Raw genomic sequence first — 21599 nt, forward strand, 5'->3', positions numbered from 1 at the left:
TCAGGCTCCAACGATGCTGTCGAGTTCACGATAGTCCGGCAGGCTGCGGTCGATCACCTTGCCGCGGCGAAGGACGACACGGTCGGACTGCGGACGGGAAAGAAATTCGCTCCAGCGCCTGGCGCTGAAGAGCACGAGGTCGGCAGCAGTGCCGACAGCAATGCGGCCCATATCGGGCCGGCCGAGAATATCGGCGGGCGAGGTGGTGACGACGCGTGCGGCCGTATCCAGCGGATGGTCGAGATGCAGTATGCGGACCGCCTCGCGGAACACTTCCACCGGGTCGAGATCGCCATAGGCGTAGAAGGGATCGCGGGTATTGTCGGAGGCAACGGCGGTTGCGACGCCGGCTGCCGCCAATTCGTGGAAAAGTGTCACGCCGCGCCAGCGCGGTGTGCGGCCTGGATAGCGGTCCTGCAAATAGAGGTTGCACATTGGCAGCGAGACGATAGCAAGACGGGCCTCGGCGACGAGCTCGACCGTGCGTTTTGCGGTTTCCCCGTCCTGGCGGGCAAGCGAGCAGCAATGGCCGGCCGTCACCGTGCCGTCGAAGCGGTTGCGCAGCACCGCTTGCGCGATCGCCTTCAGGGTTTCTGCCGCCGGATCGTCGGTCTCGTCGACATGAAGGTCTACATCGAGGCCGTTATCGGTCGCGGCTTTGAACAGCGCGTCGAGCTGGCTCTCGAGATCGGCGCTCATTCGGGTGACGCCGCCGATCAGCCCGCCCTTTTTGCGGACCAGGCCGACGAGATCGGCGAAATAGGCCGTGTCCGCCATGTTCTCCAGCGGAAAGAGCGCTACCGCCTGCAACGCGATCCTGTCCTTCCAGACATCGCGCATCTCGGCAAAGAGCTCGAAGGAGATGCGGTGCTGCGGCGCAAGGGAATCCAGATGAGTGCGGATCAGGCTGGTGCCGTGCGCGTAGGCGCAGCGCAGGGAAAACTCCATGCGCTTCTTCACGTCGCCAGCCGACCAGTGCGCTTCGCGGTCTGCGCGCACGGCCTCCAGCGCTCCCTGGAAATTGCCGTCCGGATTGGCGTTGCGCGGCCAGATGTGACCCTTGTCGAGATGCGTATGCATATCGGTGAAGCAGGGCCAGACCATGCCTTCCTTGAGGTCGGACTTCGCCAGTTCGACCGGCGCTTCGCCCGGCGGCAGCAGGGCGGAAATCATGCCGTCGGCGATGACGATATCGGCCCTGACGAGCCCTTCGGCGGCGGGCGCTTCGTAACCGGCAACGGCGGCGGCAGGCAGCGTCGCGTTGCTCAGTACGAAGCGGCCGGCATTCGGCGGCGAAATAAAGGAATAGCTCATCAGTTTTCCCGTTTCAGGCTGCTCTCGTGCCAGCGGTGCAGGGCAAGCCACGAAATGAACGAGGTGACGGCGAAGATCGCGACGCCGAGCAGGGAGAGCATCAGCAGCGCCGCAAAGAGGCGCGGAATGTTCAGCCGATACTGTGCTTCGAGGAGCCGGAAGGCGAGCCCGGAGCCGGCGCCGGCCGAGCCCGCGGCAAATTCCGCGACGACTGCGGCAATCAGGGCAAGGCCACCGCCGATCCTGAGGCCGGTCATGAAATAGGGCTGCGCGGCCGGCAGCTTGAGAAAGAACAGCGTCTGCCAGCGGGAGGCGCCGTAAAGTTCGAACAGGTTGATGAGGTTGTGGTCGACGCTTTTCAGCCCCTGGACCATATTCGAAAGAATCGGGAAAAAGGCGACAAGGAAGGCGCAGATCAGCAACGCCACCTGGGTCGACGGCGCATAGATCAGAATCAGCGGAGAGATCGCCACGACGGGTGTTACCTGCAGGATGACCGCGAGCGGATAGAAGGCGAGTTCGATCCAGCGCGACTGCACGAGGAAGATCGCAAAACCAACGCCGCCGACAAGCGCCAGAATCAGCGACAGGAAGGTGATCTTGGTGGTGACCCAGAGGGCGGGGGCGAGCGTGCCCCAGTCGGTCACCAGGGCGTTGGCGACGGCGGCCGGTCCGGGCAGGATGTAGGGCGGGACGCCCGACAGTTTGACGTAGATGGACCAGGACAGGATAAAAAGGGCGATGACCAGGAAAGGAATGGAAATGCGCAGCGCCAGATCGCGGCGCCTGGCGCTGGCTGCGCCTTTAGGACGCAACGGCGGTGCATCGGTTTCGTCGCGCATTACTGATCTCCTGCCGCGTTGATGGCGCCGATCAGCGAATGCGACACCGTTTCGCAGGCTTTGCGATATTCTTCCGAGGTGCGGTAATGGGCGTCGCGTTCGAGGCTGGTGGCGAGCGGAACGTCGGCATGCACGCGGCCGGGTCTTGCCTTCATCACGACGATGCGGCTCGAGAGATAGGCGGACTCAAAGACCGAATGGGTGACGAAAATGACGGTAATGCCGGTCGTCTTCCAGAGCCGCAGCACGTCGTCATTGAGCTTCTGCCGGCTGATTTCGTCGAGCGCCGCGAAGGGCTCGTCCATCAGCAGCAGCTTCGGTCTCGTCACCAGTGCCCGGGCAATCGAGACGCGCATCTTCATGCCTCCGGACAGTTCTCGCGGATAGGCGTTGGCGAAATCCTGGAGGCCGACGGTGGTCAGCACCTCCATGATCCGGTCATGCGCCGCAGCCTTCGAAACGCGCCTCAGCCTCAGCGGCAGATGGACATTGTCGAACACGTTCTTCCACGGCATCAGCGTCGGCTCCTGGAAGACGAAGCCGATGTCGCCGTCCGGAAGGCCGCTGGCATTGATGCGCGAGCTCGGCCAATCGATTGCACCCGAGGTGACGTCGCCGAGGCCGGCGATGATGCGCAGCGCCGTCGACTTGCCGCAGCCGGACGGGCCGAGCAGACTGACGAATTCGCCGCTTTCGACGGTGAGCGACATGTCTGAAAGCGCTACCGTTCCGCTGGAAAAGACCTTCGAGACCGAGCGCATGACGACCAGCGGCCGCGTGCGCGCCTCTTTCGGGGATAGGGCCTGGGCTTCTGCTAAAGGCATTGCCTGTCTCGTTCACTGGGGAGAGGATGCGATCCGCCGCATCTGCGGCGGATGCTCGCCGGCATCGGCCAGCCTATTTCTTCAGCGCCACGCCGGTGTTCTTGCAGACAAATTTCGTCGTGAACGCCTTGGTGTAGTCCGTCTCCGGCTTGAAGACCTTGATATCAACCATTTCGGTGAAGAACGCCTTGTAATGCGCATCGGTGATGCAGCCGATGCCCTTGTCGAGGCTGTCGCCGGATTCGATGATCCCGTATTCCTTCATCTTGGCGATGGAATAGGCGATCTGACCATCCGTCATTTCGGGATTGTCCTTCTTGATCAGCGCGTTCGCCTTGCTGTTGTCGCCGTAGAGATAGTTGTACCAGCCCTCGATCGAGGCATCGACGAAGCGCTGGACGACGTCGGATTTGCTGTCGATCATCGTCTGGGTGGTGGTGATCATCGTCGAATAGGGGGAATAGCCGTTATCGGCGAGCAGGAAGACTTTCGGCTCGAAGCCGGCCTGCTTCTGGATCTCGTAGGGCTCGGATGTGAGGTAACCTTGCTGTGCGGACTCCTTGTCGGCGAGGAACGGCGCCGGGCTGAAATTGTAGGGCTTGTACTGCTCGTCCTTGAAGCCCTTGAAGTTCGCCTTCATCCATTCGAAATAGGTGAGATAGCCGTCCTTGCCGAGAAACAGGGTCTTGAGCTTGGCGAGATCTTCGAATTTGTCGATGCCGGCATCAGGATGGGCGATCAGAACCTGCGGATCCTTCTGGAAGATCGCCGCGACGTCGACGAGCGGAATGCCCTGTTCGACCGCCGAGATTTCGCCCTGCGGACCGCCCATGTAGAAATCGATCTTGCCGGAGATGAGCAGGGCGCTGTTGGCGGCATTTGGGCCGCCCTGCACGATGGTGACGTCGAGGCCATGTTTGGCATAAGTGCCGTCGGCAACCGCCTGGTAGAAGCCGCCATGCTCTGCCTGTGCCAGCCAGTTGGTGCCATAGCTGACCTTGTCTGCCGCCTGCGCCGAGACGGCAGCGCCAAGCGCACCGCCAAGGCCGACGAGTGCGGAAAAGACCGTATTCTTCCGTGCAATGCGCATGATCAATGTTCCCCTTCTAAGTTCGCAACGCCCGTGGCGGCGTCGGATTTTCTTCATAGGAGCGATTGCTTTGCTCTTTGAAAAGCATCAAATTTCGTGCGCAATGATGCCTTTTCGGCATCTCTCCGAAAGCTTGTGCCTAATTTGTGCTGTCTGCTCTGTTTTTATGCAATGAGGTTGCTGCGATGCTGCATTCCAGAAAGCTTCTCTACATCAACGAGATCGCCCGAGCCGGCTCGATCCGCAAGGCGGCGGCGCGGTTGAATGTGGCGTCTTCGGCGATCAACCGGCAAATCCTGGCGCTGGAGGAGGAAATCGGCGCGCCGCTCTTCGAGCGCCTGCCACGCGGCCTGCGTCTGACGGCGGCCGGCGAACTCTGCATCGAGCATATTCGCGAGGTCTTGAAAAATTACGAGCGGCTGGAGAGCCGCATTCGCAGCCTCAGGACGCAACAGGCTGGCAAGATCCGCCTGGTGACGACGGTGGGCCTGGCCGCCGGCCCGCTGCCCGAAATTATCGCCCGGTTCCAGTCCGAGCATCCGCGCGTCTTCATGCAGTTGCGCAATGATGCGGGGACGATGACGGTCAACCCGGTGTTGTCGGGCGAGGTGGATATCGGCCTCGGCTTCAACATTCCGGCGACGCCCGGCATCCGCACGCTCGGCAATTTCGACATCCCGATCGGCGTTGTGCTGCCTCCCGGCCATCCGCTGATCGCTTCAGGTCCGATCAACCTTGCCGATATCGTCCAGGAGCGCCTGGTGTTGGCGCAGCAGGGCACCAGCCTGCGCGACGTGATCAATCTGGCGATGGCCCGCCTCGACGTGCACATCGAGCCCGTGCTGGAAACCAATGCGTCGGAGATGCTGAAGAAGCTGGTCAAATCAGGGGCCGGTGTGACGATGCTGAACCCGCTCGACGTGATCACCGAATGCCGACAGGGCGAACTTGTTTTCCGGCCGATCGCCGAGCCGCATGCGCGCCACCAGACGATGAAACTTTTCGCCCGCGCGCGCACCCCGCTTGATTCCGCCACCAGCCTGTTCGTCGAGTATCTCCTGGCCGAGCTCGCCGGCCTGGTACAGGAACTGCAGGCAAAGGGGCATATCGCGATGGAAAGGTCCGTCGCGATCTGAACCCTTCTGCGAATGGGCCTACTCCGAATAAAGATTGGAAAGCGGATAGCGCTTCAGGTCATGGAGCAGCTCGACGAAACCGGTGACCTGGTGGCGGCAGATCGCTTCGCCCTTTTCGGCTGTCCCGAGCGAGGCGTCGCCGACGACGCCGTTGGGATTGAGGTCGTGGGCGATCCAGGCGAGCGAATGCGGCGGTAGCGGCTGGATGTATTTCGATTGCCCGCGCATCCATTCCGCCTTGGAGGTGAAATTCTCCGCCTTCTCCATCCGCACCAGGTCGGGACGAAAATGGAGCATCAGCGAGGTTTCCACCTCGCCTCCATGGATGCCGTATTTCGTTTCATGGTCGCTGATCATCCCCTGAGGATGGCCGAAGCGGCCCCATTGCGTCGAGACGACGGCCATCCGGTAGCGCACGCGAAGCTCGCGTGCCACGATGCTCATGATATCGACATTGCCGCCATGTGAATTGACGATCACCATTTTGCGGATGCCGGCTTCGGCAACCTTGGCGCCGATCGCGGTCCAGACCGGAATGAGCAGCTCCGCAGCGAGTGACAACGTCCCCGGCCCGTAAATATGTTCGTTCGCCTTGCCGATCTCCTGCGTCGGCAGCACCAGGAAATCGAGGCCGTCCGGCTTCTGCTCTTTCAGTTCGGCCAGCATGCCGTTGGCGATCGCCACGTCGGTCGCGATCGGCAGGTGCGGGCCGTGCTGTTCCGTCGAGGCGATCGGCAGGATGGCGATGGTTGTGTCGGGCGAAAGTCCGGCGAAGTCGGAGCTATTTAGTTCGTTCCAGTAGAATGGCAGTGCCATCGCCGCGCCTCTCGTTGCTTTTCAAGCAGGAGTAGGGAAAATCACTGCGCGCGAAAAGCATCAATTTGCGCCCATACCGATGCCTTTTAGAGGCTGGTAAAGCAGCTGCCGCTCTCTGAAGCGTGAGGCGGCGTAAGCGCGACACATATGTCGATTTATCACGATCGCTTACCCGCCCATATCGCGCCGGTTCTGGCAATGAGACCCCTGAGGACGAATTGAGCGGCCTTTGACAGAAGTTTTTGCATCCCTTCAGGCCGCCGGACCGGTTGCGCTGATATAGTTGCGCCAGCCGCCGAACTCGGTGATCTCTCGTCCACCGGCGACGGCATGACCCTCGCAGAGAAATCCCGTCAGGCAACTTCCATCGCTAAGGGTGATCTTGCCGACACCAAGCGGAGCCGGAATATTCTGCACGAAACGGGCGAATGCGGTCGGCGGCAGGGCCCAGACTTCGATTTCGATGCCATTGCCCGTAAAGCTTGGATCACGGACCAGCCCCGGCTTGGGCGGGATCGTGCCATGCAGGGCAAAGAGCCGGTAGCTGCCATCCGTCCGTCCTGTTTTCAACCTGTATCCGCCCGCTCGCGTCAGCTCATGGTTCAGCGGCATATCCGTCAAATGCGCGCCGACGACCACAATCGGAACGAAGTCATCGGCTGGAGCCACCACCCGACCTGCCTCCGGCAAGGCGGCCTCGCGGTCCTTCCCCATGCCGGCCCTCGCCGCCCGGTGCATGGCGTCGGCGAAGGGGGCAAGCGCGTCATCGGTGAAAGCCGGGCCAACCAGGGTGACGCCGGCCGGGAGGTGACCGTTGGCGTCGAAGCCGGCTGGAACGGCGATCGCGGCGCAATCAAGCAGATTGGCGAAGTTGGTATACCGGCCGAATTGGCCGTTCTTCACGATTGGATCCGCCATCATTTCTTCGACCGTACAGGTGGTCGGTGAGGTCGGCAGCATCAGGATATCGGCTTTTTCCCATTCCTTCCCGGTCTTTTGGCGCAGCGCTTCGAGCTTGTATCGGCCTTCGAAAGCGGCGACCGCGTCATAGGCTTTCGCGCCCTCGATGATGGTGCGAACCGTCGGGTCGAAGTCGGCCGCATTGGTGGCAAGAAAATCCTTGACCGCCGCCAGCCGTTCGGCGACCCAGGGGCCGTTGTAGAGCAGCTCTGCTGCCTGCCGGAACGGCGCGTAGTCGAAGGCAACGATCGTGGCGCCGAGTGCGCGCGCTCTATCGATTGCGGCATCATAGAGAGCCTCGACGTCGCTGTTGCCGAAGAATTCCCGTTCTGCTCCGTCGAGCACACCGACCCGCAAGCCGGCGGCTGGCAGGCTGGATGGAACGGCCTTGCGCGAGAACGGATCGGCGGCATCGTAGCCCTCCATCACCTTGCGGATCGCAACGCCGTCGCCGACCGTTGCAGCAAAGACGGTGACGACATCGACGCTGCGGCAGGCAGGCACGACGCCGACATTCGGTACCAGTCCCGGCGTCGGCTTGATGCCGACGAGATTGTTGAAGGCTGCCGGTACGCGTCCTGACCCGGCCGTGTCGGTGCCGAGCGCAAAACTTGCCAGGCCCGAGGCGACGGCAACCGCCGAGCCGGAGCTCGAGCCGCCCGACACATAGTTCCTGTCGAAGACCGAGCGCGGCGCACCGTGAGGCGAGCGCGTGCCGTTGAGGCCGGTGGCAAACTGATCGAGGTTGGTCTTGCCGATCACGATCGCGCCCGCAGCCCGTAGCCTGGCAATGACGGTTGCGTCGCTTTCGGGATCATAGGCGAAAGCGGGGCACGCGGCCGTCGTCGGCAGCCCCTCCACGTCGATATTGTCCTTGACCGCAAAGGGAACGCCCCAGAGCGGCAAGCTGTTCGGCTCGGGAGCCCGTTCCATCAGGGCGCGCGCTTCAGCTCGAAGCGCTTCGTCAGGCGTCGGCGTGATGAAGATTGCGGGATCCTCCGAGGCTGCGCGACGGACAATGATGGTCTCGACAAGGTCGAGCGGGGTTTGGCCGGCTTCATAGGCTGCGCGAAGGCTGGTCAGATCGAGAATGGTCGGCAGCATGGTTCAGCATTCCTCCAGAACAACAATGATATCGCCCGCTTTGACATTGCGGCCGGGGCCGGCGCGCAGGTCGCGGACGCGGCCCGGCGCATGTGCGGTGACGTTGATTTCCATCTTCATGGATTCGATAATGGCAAGCGTGTCGCCGGCTGCAACCGGTGCGCCCGGCTCAACCAGCAGTTTCCAGATATTGCCGGGCACGGCACTGGCAACACCGAAGCAGCCTTCCGGGATATCTCCAGCGGGGCTTTCGCCGGTGCCTTCGTCGGTGACGAAGCTGTCGAGCCCCGCCTCCTTCCAGCGCTGGCGTTCTGTCTCAAAGGCGGCCTGCTGACGTGCCTTGAAGGTCGCAATCGAGGCGGCATTTGCCTGCAATTCCAGCTCGTAGGCGGCGTAGGAGAATTCCGTCTCCTCGATCCGGACGGGATAACCGCCATGCGGGAAGGCGCTGCGGGCTTCCGCCAATTCCTGATGGCTGACCGGGAAAAAGCGGATCTGATCGAAGAAATCGAGCAGCCACGGCTTGTCCTTGGCAAAAACCGTCGTCTGGCGCCAGGTATTCCATACCTGAATAGTGCGGCCGAAGAGCTGGTAGCCGCCGGGACCCTCCATGCCATAGATGCACATATAGGCCCCACCGATGCCGACGGCATTCTCCGGCGTCCATGTGCGGGCCGGATTGTACTTCGTCGTCACCAGTCGATGGCGCGGATCGATCGGCGTTGCGACCGGTGCGCCGAGATAGACGTCGCCGAGGCCGAGCACGAGGTAGCTCGCATCGAAGACGAGGTCGCGCACGGCCTGTTCGTCTGCCAGCCCGTTGATGCGGCGGATGAACTCGATGTTATCAGGGCACCAGGGCGCATTCGGCCGCACGAGCTCCTGATATTTGCGCATGGCAAGTTCCGCGTCCGGATCGTTCCAGGAAAGCGGCAGATGCACGATGCGGCTCGGCACCGTCACGTCCAGGGCTGCCGGCAGGCTCGCCTCGATTTCGGCCAGCAGGCCGAGCAGGCGGTTGCGGGTCAGCGTCGTGCCATCATAATGGATCTGCAGCGAGCGGATGCCGGGTGTGAGATCGATGATACCGGGCAGACGGACCTGGGATACGGCCTGCATGAGCAGGTGCACCCTCAGCCGCAGGGCGATATCGAGCGTCATCGGCCCGTATTCGACCAGCAGATTGTCATCGCCCTGGCGGCGGTAGACGACAGAGACAGGCCCGTCGTCGCGTTTACCGACGATAGGCGAGCCTGCGTCCTGTTTCGCCCGATGCGCCGTTGGGCCGGCGACCGGATCTTCGGGCCGCTCAACGGGATGGAAGCGAATGCGATCACCCGGCTTGAACTGGCCCATCTTCCACTGCTCGTCGCGGGCGATGACCGCCGGGCAGACAAAACCGCCGAGGCTCGGCCCGTCGGGTCCGAGGATGATCGGCATGTCGCCGGTAAAATCGATCGCTCCGATCGCATAGGCATTGTCATGCAGGTTGGAGGGATGAAGACCGGCCTCGCCGCCATCGCTGCGCGCCCATTTAGGCGCCGGGCCGATCAGGCGAACGCCGGTGCGGGCGCTGTTGAAATGTACTTCGTAGTCCGTCGAAAACAGCGCCTCGATATCGCCATCCTGGAAGAAATCAGGCGCCCCATGCGGACCGTAGACGACACCGACCTGCCATTCGCGCGTCAGTTCCGCAGGCTCGGTTGCCGGCTTCGCGGCATCGGCGGTCGCCTGACGGGCAAGATGCAGCACATGGCCGGTCTTCAGCGTACCGGTGGCATTGCCGCCGAATTGACCGAGCCCGAAGGTGGCGCGCGAACCGAGCACGACGGGGGCGGCAAAGCCGCCAGACACGGCGAGGTAAGCCCGCTGCCCCGGTCCCTCGATGCTGCCGATTGCGAGGATCTGTCCGGCGCGAATGGTCACGGCCTTGTCATGCGGCAGTTTCGTCCCGTCGATGCTCATCGCCATGCCGGCCCCGGCAAGCGCGACCACTATGTCGGTATGGAACTTCAGCACCGGGCCGGAGACCGTCAGCTCCAGGGCTGCGACCGTGTCGCCATTGCCGACGAGACGGTTGGCGTGACGAAAGGAACGCTCGTCCATCGGGCCGCTCGGCGGCACGCCGACATGCCAGAGACCAAGCCGGCCCGGCAGTTCCTGGATGCTCGATTGCGCGCCCGGCGCGATCACCTCGATGACGTCGGGCACGAAGGAAAAATCGCGCAGCGCGGTCGTCGCCACCTTGCCCCCCGCCAGAAGTTCGGAGCTGGCGATGGTCCTGAGATAGTCGAGATTGGTTTCGATGCCCGATATCGATGTGTGAGCAAGAGCCGCCTTCAGTTTTTCGATTGCCGCCGGACGATCCTCGGCTGACACGATCACCTTGGCGAGCATCGGATCGTAGAAGGGTGTGACCTCGGTGCCGGTTTCGATCCAGCCGTCGATGCGTGCGTCCTCGGGGAATGCCACCTGCGTCAGCAGGCCGGCACTCGGGCGGAAATCGGCATGCGGCATCTCGGCATAGACGCGCACTTCGATCGCGGCCCCTTTCGGCTGCAGAGCCTCCGTACCGGACAACACATCCTCGCCTGCGGCCTGGCGGATCATCCACTCGACCAGGTCGATCCCGAAGACGGCTTCGGTGATGGGATGTTCGACCTGCAGGCGGGTATTGACCTCGAGGAAATAGAATTCCTCGCGCAGGGGATCATAGATGAATTCGACGGTACCGGCAGATTGGTAGGAGACCGCAGCACCAAGATCGACAGCCGCCTTGTGCAGGCGGGCGCGGGTTGCGGCGGAAAGGCCGGGAGCGGGTGTCTCCTCGACCACCTTCTGGTTTCGCCGTTGCAGCGAGCAATCACGTTCGCCAAGCGCGATCACCCTGCCTTTGCCGTCACCGAAAAGTTGGACTTCGACATGACGGGCTTCAGCGACAAAACGCTCGATATAGACGCGCGCATCGCCGAAGCTTGCCCGCGCGGTGCGCTGGACGCTGTCGAAGGACGCCTTCAGGCTTTCGGCATCGGCGCAGAGCTGCATGCCGATGCCGCCACCGCCGGCCGTACTTTTCAGCATGACGGGGTAGCCGATCGTCTCTGCCGCCGAAAGCGCTTCGTCGGCGCTCGACAGCAGGCCGGTGCCGGGCAGCAGCGGAACGCCGCTTGCCTTGGCGAGTTCGCGGGCCGTATGCTTCAGGCCGAAGGCCGAGAGGTGTTCGGGCCGCGGGCCGATGAAGGTGATGTCTTCGGCAGCGAGGCGTTCTGCAAAACCGATATTTTCCGACAGGAAGCCGTAGCCCGGATGGACTGCCTCGGCCCCTGTCGCCTTGCAGGCGGCAATGACCGCATCGACATTGAGGTAGCTTTCGGCGGCAGGCGCCGGCCCGAGGCGGATCGCCTCATCCGCCATCATTGCGGGCTTGGCGAAGCGGTCGGCATCGGAATAGACGGCGACGGAGGCAATACCCATCCCTCGCAGCGTCTTGATAACCCGGATGGCGATTTCGCCCCGGTTGGCGATCAGGACTTTCTTAAACATGCTCAGTCCTCGCCGTCCCAGATCAGCACCCGGATCGGCGTCGGATCGAAGCCGTTGCAGGGGTTGTTGATCTGCGGGCAGTTGGAGATGACGCAAAGCACGTCGATTTCCGCGACGAGTTCCACATAGTCGCCCGGCGCCGAAATGCCGTCGACGATCGTCATTTCGCCATTCGGCCTGATCGGCACGTTCATGAAGAAATTGATGTTGGGCACGATGTCGCGCTTGCCCATTCCGTGTTTGCTGACCTCGAGGACAAAGTTATCACGGCATGCATGCAGGTATTTCGTCCCATGGCCGAAGCGCACCGTGTTGCTTTCGCAGGAGCAGGCGCCGGCGGACGTGTCATGGCGGCCGCAGCTATCAGCCGTCATGGTCAGCATGACATTGCCTTCATTCGACATGATCTTCGTGCCGATGCCGATATAGGCGGCACCCTGCATGCGCATCGTATCCTGATTGGAATAGCGCTCGGAAAAATCATCGGCACGGTAAAACAGCGTATCGATCGCCTGCTGGCCAAGACTGTCTTCGATGCGGATCGTCTGGCCCTTGCGCACGAGGCCGGACCATGGGGCTTCGGCGGCGATGAAATGATCCTGCGCGGCATTCTGCAGGTTACGGACAGGGGAGGTCTGGATGAAATCGGACATCGTCGTCTCCTCAGGCCTGCATCAGGGCGTTGTTTTCGAAACCGCGCGCGGCTTCGGCAGTCGCCGTGCGGCAGAGGTCGTCAGCAGCAGAGACGGTTGCCCGGTAGCGGGTGATGACGACAGGCTTCGGTTGGTAGGTCGGATCCGGATTGAGCGGATGCGGGCAGGTGGAAAAGCCGACCAGCATGTCCATCTCGGCCCGCAGTTCGACATAGTCGCCGCTGTTGGAACGTTTGCCCTGCCAGCCAAACCCTCCGCCCTCGGCCAGGCGGACGGGCGCGAACAGGTTGAGGATGCCGGGAATATCGCGCCTGTCGAGGCCGAGCTTGACGGCGACGAGGATCAGGTTGTCGCGGGTATTGCGTGTCTTCTCGCCCGGATATTTCGCGGCGTTCGAGGCAGCCGTCGAGCCGCCCATCAGGCAGTCATGGGCGCCGGAACTGTCTTCGATCATCGAGAACATGACGCGGCCCATATCGGAGAAGATCACGCGTCCTTTACTGAGCGCCGTCGTCCACTGGACTTTGGCGGTATCAACGAGATTGATCCGCTCGCTCGTATCCTCGGCATTCCAGGCAACGAGCGCCACGGTCGAATTGCTCTCGCCCTGATCGATGCGGATCGCCTCGCCGCACGCGAGTTTCGTCGACCAGTACCAGCCGCCGGCAATGGTCTCCTGGTGGATGACGGCAGCGGCATCGATGGCCGGTGCCGGCAGCGGGCTTGGGCAGGGAAGCGCCTTGGGCGCGAATTCCAGACCCTTCTTCTGGTGCTCCTCGTAGCGCGCACGATTGGCGGCGATCTCTTCCGGCGAGCGTCTCACATGCATCATAGCGTCTCTCCTGATGATGCCAGGTCGTCCCGGCTGTGCCCCAGGGAAGAGACCGGGCCGTCCCGGTCAGGGCTGAAAATCGATGGCTCGCCGGCAAGGCGTGGCGGCCAGATGGCAATATCCTTGGTGATGGTGGCGCCGTAGCGCTCCTTCTCTTCAGGCCGGTCGCGGCGGCGTTCGAAAGCGACGACGCGGCTGGCCAGCGTGAAAGCCTCGCGCATGTCATGGGTGACCATGACGACGGTCATCTGCGTTTCATGCCAGAGCCGCTTCATCAGCGTGTGGATTTCGGCGCGGATGCCCGGATCGAGCGCTCCGAAGGGTTCATCGAGCAACAGCACCTTCGGCTTCATGATGAGCGCCTGGGCAAGCGCCAGGCGCTGCTGCATGCCGCCGGAAAGCTGGGCCGGATATTTGCCCTCCGAACCAGCGAGCCCGACCTCGGCAATCAGCCTGCGCGCGTCTTCGATCGCGTTGCGACGTTCGGCGCCGAAGAGTTTGGCCTTGTAGCGCGCGGCGGAAAATTCCTTGCCGAGCAGAACGTTGCCGAGCACCGTCAGGTGGGGAAAGACGGAATAGCGCTGGAAGACGACGCCGCGATCCGGTCCCGGCTCCGACGGCAGCGGCTCGCCGTCGAGCAAAATCTTGCCCTTCGTCGGTTGTTCCTGGCCGAGCAGCATGCGCAGGAAGGTGGTCTTGCCGCAGCCGGAGGGGCCGACAAGCGCGACGAAGGCACGCGAAGCGACGGTCAGTGACACATCCTCGAGGACGATTTGGTCGCCATATTCCTTCCGGACCCTTTCGATCTTCAACTCGCTCATGCCTGCTTCTCCAGTTCTGACCAGGGGAAGACGGCGATGCGCAATCGATCGAGCAGAGCGTTCATGACAACGGCAAGCAGGGTAATCCAGACGACATAGGGAAAAATAATGTCCATCGAGAGATAGCGGCGGACGAGGAAGATGCGGTAGCCGAGCCCGGAATCCGACGAGATCGCCTCGGCCGCGATCAGGAACAGCCAGGCAGGACCGAGCTGCAGTCTGAGGCAAGTGATCAGCCGCGGTAGGATCTGCGGCAGCACGACACGCAGACCGATCTGCCAGGAGGAGCCCCCGAGCGTCTCGGCCTTGACGATCTGTTCGCGGGGCAATTCCAGCGCCTTCAGCGCCAGATCGCGGATCATCGTCGGCGCGACGCCGATGACCATGAGGGCGATCTTCGACGTTTCTCCGAGGCCCATCACGATGAACAGGATCGGCAGCAGCGCCAGCGGTGGCACCATGGAGATGACGGCGACGAAGGGCGAAAGCAGTGCTCTGAGATAGGGCAGCATGCCGATCAGCATGCCCAAAGCGAGCGCGATGGCCGTCGAGATGCCGAGGCCGGCAAGCAGGCGGACCAGGCTCGCGCCCGTGTCCGACCAGAGCAGAAACTCGCCGGTGCGCGGGTCGGCGACGAAGGCCAGACGGTTGATCGCATCGGCAAAGCCGGCAAGGCTCGGCAGAAGCTTGTCATTGGCGTTTTCTGCCAGTCGCGCGGCCGAGCCGAAGGCATAAGCAAGGGCGAGAAGCACGAAGGGCAGCATCGTCAAGGCGAATTGCGCGCCCCGGCTCGGCCTCGTATTGATCCAACGCATGGGAATGCTCCGCTGATGAAGGGGAGGGGCGCGGTCAAGCCGCGCCTCCGTCGTGATCAGAGCGAACCGTCGGCGGCGGCCTTCATATAGGTCTCGGTGAAGCGCAGCTTCACATTGCCGGTATCGCCCAGCACCTTGCCATCAGGCATTTCGATGCCGATGACGTCAGCCGACGGCGCGCCGTTGCCGAGCAAGCCTTTCTCGAAGAGGAAGTTGCGCACCAAATCCATGGTCTTCGGCAGATTCGGCGAAGAGGTGAAGGCAACGGCATCAGCCGGCTTGTCAAAGAGCTTGGTGGCGGCAAGCTGGGCTTCGAAGCCGGCAAGATCGGTGCCCGAAGCCGAACCCATGGCCTCACGGGCTGCCTTGCCCTCGGTGGTGTCTGCCCGCAGCAGGGCGGCCGTCTCATACCAGATGCCGGCGAGCGCCTTGCCGAAGTTCGGGTTGTCCTTCAGCACGCCGCTATTGGCGACCATCAGATCGATGATTTCGCCCGGCACTTGCGAGCTGTCGAAAACCTTCTTGGCCGAGGGATCTTCGAGAATGGTGGAAACCAGCGGGTTCCAGGTGACGAGGGCGGTGACGTCAGGCGTCTTGTAGGCTGCGACCATGTCGGCATCAGATGTATTGACCACCTTCACGTCGCGTTCCGTCAACTTGATGCTTTCGAGCGCACGGGCAAGCAGATAGTGCGAGACCGAGAATTCGACGAGATTGACGTTCTGACCCTTGATGTCGGAAAGGCCCGCCTTGTCCTTCAGGATGACGGCGTCATTGCCGTTCGAGAAGTCGCCGACGATCACGGCTGTTGTATCGACGCCGCCGGCGGCCGGGATCGACAGCCCGTCCATATTGGTCAGCGTCACGGCGTCGAAGGCGCCGGCCGTGTATTGGTTCATCGACTCCACATAGTCGTTGAACTGCGTGACATCGATCTTAATGCCGTATTTGTCAGCCCATTTCTTGACGATGCCGTGATCGGCCGCATAACCCCAGGGCATCCAGCCGACATAGATGGACCAGGCCACCTTGAATTCGGTCTTCTGTTCCGCCTCTGCGACGGAAGCCAGCCCAAGTATCAGCGATACCGCCAGCGCCGTGGTGGAAACAATCTTCGAAAAAGTCTGCATTGAAATTCCCCTTCTGCTTTTCTTCAAAAGGGATCGGCAAAGACCATCGTGCCACCAATCCCTTGGCTTACGAGGTCTCCCGGGCTTTTGTCCCGCCGTGCACCCGACGGGATTTCTCCCCCGTCGGTGGTGGCTCTCGGACCAGCCGCACTTCTAAGAAGCGCCGGAACCCTAGCCACCAACTCAGCACACTTCTTGCAAGAGGTGTGCCAGCTTGTAACCTGTTGATGTTTTTGATCTCCGTTCCTTGAGTGATGTGGAATTGTGTACACTTGCGGCATTTTGCTCAATATTTGAGCGCCGACTGGGGGCTCGGACCGGCTTTCCCAGAAGCCGAATTCTCGCGAAAGAAATCGGCGAAGGGTACGGGTTAGATGTGCTCACGCCAAACTTCATATCGATAAGCTGATGATCTGGAGTCGAAAATTTCCAGCGAATTTGCCGGTTTGCGGATCGTTGCACCGCGATGCCCGTTTGCTTCCCATCAACTCGCCGGATCTCAGATGACCGGGTCCTGCTCGCTCGGCATCGCTTCCCCGAGCTATCCTCTGCCAAAGGGCCAAGGATTTAGAATAAGGACGTGACGAAATAAAACGCGGCCGAGATCAAGGCGGCCGACGGCAGCGTTATGATCCAGGCGATCAGGATATTGCTCGCCAGCCCCCAGCGAACGGCCGAGACGCGCTTGGCCGCGCCGACGCCGACGATGGCGCCGGTGATCGTATGCGTCGTTGAGACCGGAATGCCGAGCCAGGTCGCGCCGAAGAGCGTAAGCGCACCACCTGTCTCGGCGCAAAAGCCCTGCATTGGATTGAGCTTGGTGATCTTCGAACCCATCGTATGCACGATGCGCCATCCGCCGAACAGCGTGCCGAGAGCCATCGCCGTCTGGCAGGAAATCACCACCCAGAGAGGGACTTGGAAAGTGCTGCCGAGATAGCCTTGCGAGTAGAGCAGCACTGCAATGATGCCCATGGTCTTCTGCGCGTCATTGCCGCCATGGCCGAGCGAATACATCGAGGCCGAGACGAATTGCAGGATGCGAAAGCTCTTGTCGACGGCAAAGGGCGTCTGGCGGACGAACAGCCAGGTGACGACGAGGACGAGAAAAAGCGCCAGGAGAAAGCCGATCATCGGCGACATGAAGATGGCGAGGACCGTCTTGAAGACGCCTGAGAAGACAATTGCCGAGACGCCGGTTTTGGCGACGCCGGCACCGATCAGGCCGCCAACCAGTGCGTGCGACGAGCTCGATGGGATGCCGAAGATCCAGGTGACAATGTTCCAGATGATCGCGCCCATCAGCGCGGCGAATATCACCGGCGGCGTGATGATGGCAGGGTCAATAATGCCTTTGCCGATCGTTTCGGCGACGTGCAGGCCGAAGAACAGGAAGGCAATGAAATTGAAGAAGGCCGCCCAGAATACGGCATATTGTGGCCTCAACACACGCGTCGAGACGATGGTGGCGATGGAATTGGCTGCATCATGCAAGCCGTTGAGGAAGTCGAAGAACAGTGCGACGCCGATCAGGCCGGCCAGCAGGGGAAAGGCAAGCGTGGCTTCCATCAGACGTTCTCGATCACGATGCCACTGATTTCGTTGGCCACGTCCTCGAAGCGGTCGACCACCTTCTCGAGCTCGGAATAGATCTCGCTGCCGATCAAATAGGCCATCGCGTTGCCATTGCCGTGCGCCCGGAAGAGATCTTTGAGGCCCTGCTCATAGAGTTCGTCGGAACGGCCCTCGACACGCGTCACCTCCTCGGCGATTGCCGTCAGCCGTTGAGCGTTGCTTCCCATTTTGTCGAGGAGCGGAATCGCTTCGCAGATGAGGCGCGCGGCTTCGGCGATGAGGACACCCATTTCCTTCATCCCGGGATCGAAGGTCTTCTGCTCGAAGCGGCGAAGCGTCTTCACGGTCTTGTGCATCATGTCGATTGCGTCATCCATCGACTGAATAAGATCCTTGATATCGCCGCGATCAAAGGGCGTGATGAAGCTGCGGCGCACGGCGAGCAGCACCTCGCGGGTGATGTCGTCAGCTTGGTTCTCTAGATCGACGATCTTCTGGCAATGGGCTTCAAGGTCGCCGTGGCCGCCGAAGATCTCACGCATTGCGTCAGCGGCGCCCTGGACGGTGCGCGCATGCTGCTCGAAGAGATCGAAGAACTTGTCTTCGCGTGGCATGAGTTTTTTGAATACGCTAATCATAAATCTTCCCAATCTGGGTTGTCATAAAACCGTCATAAACGACTGACGTGCGATGGAAAAGATCACTTGCCTCGAGATTTGAATTATCGGGAGTCATCGCGGTCGGTCCTCTTCACACGAGCTGCAAATTGCAGGTGCTTGCGACTGCCGGCGAGGGCTTTAGTAGAATGAACTCCGAGACGAGATGGCTGATTGATCCGCTTCCTTGCCCGACCTTTCACACCAGCTTCTTCCCACGCTTCTCTTTCTGCAACTTGCTGGGGAGCTCAATCGGCCACCCTTTGGGTATCGTCCAGAACCCCGTCTCACGGGTCGTGACCAGGAGAGCTTCGACACCCGTTGTCGGCGATTGGGCGAAAGCACCCTACTGCTGTGCAGACCCGCCTGCGAGGATCGTCTTGGTGTGTCCGCCAGCCGTTTTGATTGGGTTGTGACCTTCTTCATATTCAGGAGTTGCGGCGCAATTCGGTTCCTGACGAGCGGGCCAAGAACGCAATTCACGCCGGAAACAGAAGTTCGACGACCGTTCCCTTGCCCGGCGCCGAGGCAATACGAGCGTCGCCGCCGCTTTGGCGGACGAAGCCATAGACGACAGCGAGGCCAAGGCCCGCGCCGCCTTCGGCGTCGCGCGTCGTGAAATAGGGCTCGAAGGCCTTGTCGACCGCTTCGGCCGACATGCCGATACCGTCATCGGTCACGCTGACGGTCACGCCGGCCTCGCTGCGGGCGCAACGGATGAGGATCGTTCCGCCCGCCGGCATGGCCGCGGCGGCGTTGAGGCAGAGATTGAGGATCGATTGCTCGAAGAGTGCCGTGTCGATGAGGACGGTCGGCAGGTCGTCACCTATGTCGAAGGCAAGCCGGCATTTTTCGCCGATTGCGATTTCCAGCACGTCGGCCATGCCTCGCAGGACCACGCCGATTTCCACCGCGTCCGGATGGATCGGCTGCTGGCTGCCAATGGAAAGCATGCTCCCGGCCAAGGACCTGCCGCGGTCGGCTGCCTTGCGGATGCGAGCGAGGTGCCGCTTCTGCCGGTCATTGAAGCCGGTGTCGCGTTCCAGTAGGCCGAGGCTGCCGGTGATGATGCCGATCATGTTGCCGACCTCGTGGCTCACCTGGTGGGTCATACGCATGATGCCGTCGAGGCGTTGGATCTTTGCTGCCTCCGCCTCCTGCCGGTCCATATCGGTGATATCGCGCGCCAGCAGCACGATGCCGCCGTCGGGTTGGCGCGATAGCGACACCTCCGTCACCTGGCCGGCGTCGGAGCGGTGGCGTAGCACGGACCGGTCGGAGAGCAGGCCGGCGTCGTTCTCGGCCGGCAGGAGTGTCGGATCGATCTCCGGCAGCGGCGTCACGAAACTGCGGAGCGGCAGTTTCCTGGCCGAACCGGACCAGCCGACCAGCTCGATGACGCGCCGGTTCATGGTGATCGGCCGGCCGCGCGAATCGAACAGCGCGATGCCCTCGTTCATACTGCGGAAGGTGGAGCGGATGGTGCGGGCTGCGGCCTCCGCCGTGCGCCGCAGCCGGCTCACGCGCTCGACGCTCTCCCGGAAAGCACGGAAAGCCTCGAGCAGCCGCACCAGTTCGGTCTCCGTGCCGCCATAGCGCGGCGCATCGACATCCTTGCGTCCTTCCGCCAGTGCGTTCATTCCGTTCGAAAGCGCGACGATGCCGCGTGAGACGCGCATGACCGAGCGGATCGAGACGACGGCCATTGCCAGGACCAGCAACGAGGCGACGGCGACGATGACGAGGATGCGGCTCAAGGCATCGGAGGTGGAGACGAGGTCGTCGCTGAGGCTGCGGGCAACGGCCTCGCTTTGGGTTTCCGTCGCATGCGACAGATCGCGCGAGACCGTATGCAGGCGCGAGACGGCGGCGCGGATGGCGAACATTTCGAGGAGATAGCGTGTCTGTGCCTCGAAGACCCGTTCGTAAGGGGCAAGCTCGGCGGCGGAAATCCGAATATCCGGCGCGGCCCGTTCGAGGCGCGGGGCGGTTTCGGAGACGTAGCGCCGGCGCAATTCGCCAAGCTGGAACAGGCTGTCCGAATTGGATGCCGATTGGACGATGGCGTTCAGGCGACTGCGGAAATCGGCATCAGCAATCCCGCTGCCGGTCGCGATTTCGCCGAGTGCTGCCGCAGCCTCCGCCTTGTGCTGCTGAGCGGATTCGGCGTCGCCGGCAAGCGTCGTCGTCTGCGTGCGGATCGTATCCAGCAGCTCGACGATGCGGCTGCCGGCAAAACCCTTCACGGTAGCCCCGTCGTTTTCCGGTTGCATGGCGCGCAATAGCGTATCGACCTGCACGACAACCGACCGGCTTTCGCTGGAGACCCGGTAGGGCGAGGTCGCATTCATCAGGAAGGGCGCGCTGGAGACGAGATCGGAAACCTGTCGCGAGACAAGCGAGGCCTTGGCGAGACTCGAAAACGCCTGCAGGCCATAGGCGGCCATCTCCTGGCGCGCCCGCTGCAGGCCGTAGACGGCGATGGTCGCCAGGCTGAAGACGAGCACGCAGATGAAGGCGATGGCAAAGGGCAGGCGAAAGGCGATGGAGGAGAGGAAGGGGCGACTGATCAAGGTACGATCTCGCCATCGTCGGTGTCGAGAACATAGCCCTTGCCGCGGCGCGTCTTGATATGGCGCGGCAGGTCCGGATTGCGCTCGATCTTGCGACGCAGACGCAGCACGAGCACGTCGACATTGCGGTCGATATAACGCTCGCTTTCGGCGCCCAGCCGATCGAGGATATGGGCGCGGCTCACGGGTGCGTTCGGCGTTTCGGCGAGGATTTCGAGCAGCGCGAATTCGGCGCTTGTCAGCGACTTGGCAGGATCAGTGCGGCAGATGGCAAAGCGGCTCTTCAGATCCACCGACCAGTCACCGAGCTTCAGGGACGTGGGCTCGTGGTCCCGTTCGCTTTCCCGCTCCGGCTTGAGCGAGGGGATCGTCCGGCGCAATACAGCCTTGATGCGAGCCGTCAACTCGATCGGCTCGAAGGGTTTGACGACATAATCGTCGGCCGCCGTCTCGAGGCCGAGCACCCGGTCCGCTGCGCTGCCGGCAGCCGTCACCATAACGATGCCGATATTGGTCTGCGCCCGCAGGCGTTGCGCAAAGGTGCGGCCGGAGGTTCCGGGCAGGTTATGGTCGACGAGCACGAGGTGCACGGTTTCGCGCGAAAGCACGATCGCGGCCTCCTCCGCCGACGGCGCAGTCAACGGCGTCCAGCCCTCCGCTTCCACGAGGTCGGAGATAAGCTCCGCCATGTCCGGATCGTCCTCGACGATCAGAATGCTGATCCTCTCATTCAACACATGCACGTCCTCCCGCATTCATTATAGGCAGGGCCGTCGCGATCTTCAAAGCGGGCTCGTATTATGGGCTTTGTCACAATTGTAACCTTTGTCATTTTTGAGGGTTCGTCGCGGATAAAGCTGTAAGAACCGTAACCATTCTTTGATTGCGCAAGGCAGCAGATGTGACATCCTGACT

17 protein-coding genes and 1 riboswitch are annotated in these 21599 nt (G+C 62.0%); of the genes, 1 reads left to right on the forward strand and 16 read right to left on the reverse strand.

Going from position 1 to position 21599, the window contains the following annotated elements; genetic code table 11:
* The 4 genes from ATY29_RS16735 to ATY29_RS16750 all read right to left on the reverse strand — a co-directional run bounded on the left by ATY29_RS16735 (position 1) and on the right by ATY29_RS16750 (position 4070).
* Complete coding sequence (locus tag ATY29_RS16735) at positions 1-1314, reverse strand: cytosine deaminase (RefSeq protein ID WP_097536973.1); 1314 nt, start codon at positions 1312-1314, stop codon at positions 1-3.
* Complete coding sequence (locus ATY29_RS16740; RefSeq protein ID WP_097536974.1) at positions 1314-2156, reverse strand: ABC transporter permease; 843 nt, start codon at positions 2154-2156, stop codon at positions 1314-1316. The genes ATY29_RS16735 and ATY29_RS16740 overlap by 1 nt, the downstream gene beginning before the upstream one ends.
* Positions 2156-2980, reverse strand: coding sequence for an ABC transporter ATP-binding protein (locus ATY29_RS16745; RefSeq protein ID WP_097536975.1), 825 nt, complete (start codon positions 2978-2980; stop codon positions 2156-2158). Before ATY29_RS16745 ends, ATY29_RS16740 begins: the two co-directional genes overlap by 1 nt.
* A 73-nt stretch (positions 2981-3053) precedes the next feature.
* The gene (locus ATY29_RS16750; RefSeq protein ID WP_097536976.1) at positions 3054-4070 is read right to left on the reverse strand and encodes an ABC transporter substrate-binding protein; all 1017 of its coding nucleotides are present in this window, start codon (positions 4068-4070) and stop codon (positions 3054-3056) included.
* A gap of 185 nt (positions 4071-4255) precedes the next feature.
* Here ATY29_RS16750 and ATY29_RS16755 point away from each other — a divergent pair, with 185 nt between their 5' ends.
* Positions 4256-5206 carry a LysR substrate-binding domain-containing protein gene (locus tag ATY29_RS16755; protein ID WP_025418548.1) on the forward strand — a complete coding sequence of 317 codons (951 nt, stop codon included), beginning with the start codon at positions 4256-4258 and terminating at the stop codon, positions 5204-5206.
* Between the two features lie 18 nt (positions 5207-5224).
* Here ATY29_RS16755 and ATY29_RS16760 read toward each other — a convergent pair whose 3' ends face one another.
* The 12 genes from ATY29_RS16760 to ATY29_RS16820 form a co-directional block, all read right to left on the reverse strand.
* The gene (locus tag ATY29_RS16760; protein ID WP_003568597.1) at positions 5225-6022 is read right to left on the reverse strand and encodes a creatininase family protein; all 798 of its coding nucleotides are present in this window, start codon (positions 6020-6022) and stop codon (positions 5225-5227) included.
* A 252-nt stretch (positions 6023-6274) separates the two neighbouring features.
* Complete coding sequence (atzF, locus tag ATY29_RS16765) at positions 6275-8086, reverse strand: allophanate hydrolase (protein ID WP_097536977.1); 1812 nt, start codon at positions 8084-8086, stop codon at positions 6275-6277.
* 3 nt (positions 8087-8089) lie between these two features.
* Positions 8090-11629: an urea carboxylase gene (uca, locus tag ATY29_RS16770; RefSeq protein ID WP_097536978.1), complete on the reverse strand. Its 3540-nt coding sequence runs from the start codon at positions 11627-11629 to the stop codon at positions 8090-8092.
* 2 nt (positions 11630-11631) lie between these two features.
* A complete protein-coding gene (locus ATY29_RS16775) occupies positions 11632-12282 on the reverse strand; it encodes an urea amidolyase associated protein UAAP2 (protein ID WP_003568601.1) in 651 nt (216 codons plus the stop codon).
* Positions 12283-12292: 10 nt separating this feature from the next.
* Positions 12293-13114 (reverse strand): urea amidolyase associated protein UAAP1, encoded by an 822-nt coding sequence (locus ATY29_RS16780; RefSeq protein WP_097536979.1) that lies wholly within the window; start codon positions 13112-13114, stop codon positions 12293-12295.
* Positions 13111-13935 carry an ABC transporter ATP-binding protein gene (locus tag ATY29_RS16785; protein ID WP_097536980.1) on the reverse strand — a complete coding sequence of 275 codons (825 nt, stop codon included), beginning with the start codon at positions 13933-13935 and terminating at the stop codon, positions 13111-13113. The genes ATY29_RS16780 and ATY29_RS16785 overlap by 4 nt, the downstream gene beginning before the upstream one ends.
* On the reverse strand, positions 13932-14750 hold the full coding sequence (locus ATY29_RS16790) for an ABC transporter permease (protein ID WP_097536981.1): 819 nt from the start codon (positions 14748-14750) through the stop codon (positions 13932-13934). The genes ATY29_RS16785 and ATY29_RS16790 overlap by 4 nt, the downstream gene beginning before the upstream one ends.
* Before the next feature lie 56 nt (positions 14751-14806).
* Entirely contained in the window at positions 14807-15880 is a 1074-nt protein-coding gene (locus tag ATY29_RS16795; protein ID WP_097536982.1) for a putative urea ABC transporter substrate-binding protein, read from the reverse strand.
* A 74-nt stretch (positions 15881-15954) separates the two neighbouring features.
* A riboswitch (guanidine-I (ykkC/yxkD leader) is annotated at positions 15955-16066 on the reverse strand.
* A gap of 381 nt (positions 16067-16447) precedes the next feature.
* Positions 16448-17449: an inorganic phosphate transporter gene (locus ATY29_RS16800; protein WP_097536983.1), complete on the reverse strand. Its 1002-nt coding sequence runs from the start codon at positions 17447-17449 to the stop codon at positions 16448-16450.
* Entirely contained in the window at positions 17449-18093 is a 645-nt protein-coding gene (locus ATY29_RS16805) for a DUF47 domain-containing protein (protein WP_003568608.1), read from the reverse strand. Before ATY29_RS16805 ends, ATY29_RS16800 begins: the two co-directional genes overlap by 1 nt.
* Positions 18094-18590: 497 nt before the next feature.
* Complete coding sequence (locus ATY29_RS16815; protein WP_025418555.1) at positions 18591-20684, reverse strand: ATP-binding protein; 2094 nt, start codon at positions 20682-20684, stop codon at positions 18591-18593.
* Positions 20681-21421, reverse strand: a complete 741-nt coding sequence (locus tag ATY29_RS16820; protein WP_097537004.1) for a response regulator — start codon at positions 21419-21421, stop codon at positions 20681-20683. Before ATY29_RS16820 ends, ATY29_RS16815 begins: the two co-directional genes overlap by 4 nt.
* Positions 21422-21599: the final 178 nt, after the last annotated feature.

The sequence above is a fragment of the Rhizobium hidalgonense genome (assembly GCF_002914525.1).
Lineage (GTDB): Bacteria > Pseudomonadota > Alphaproteobacteria > Rhizobiales > Rhizobiaceae > Rhizobium > Rhizobium hidalgonense.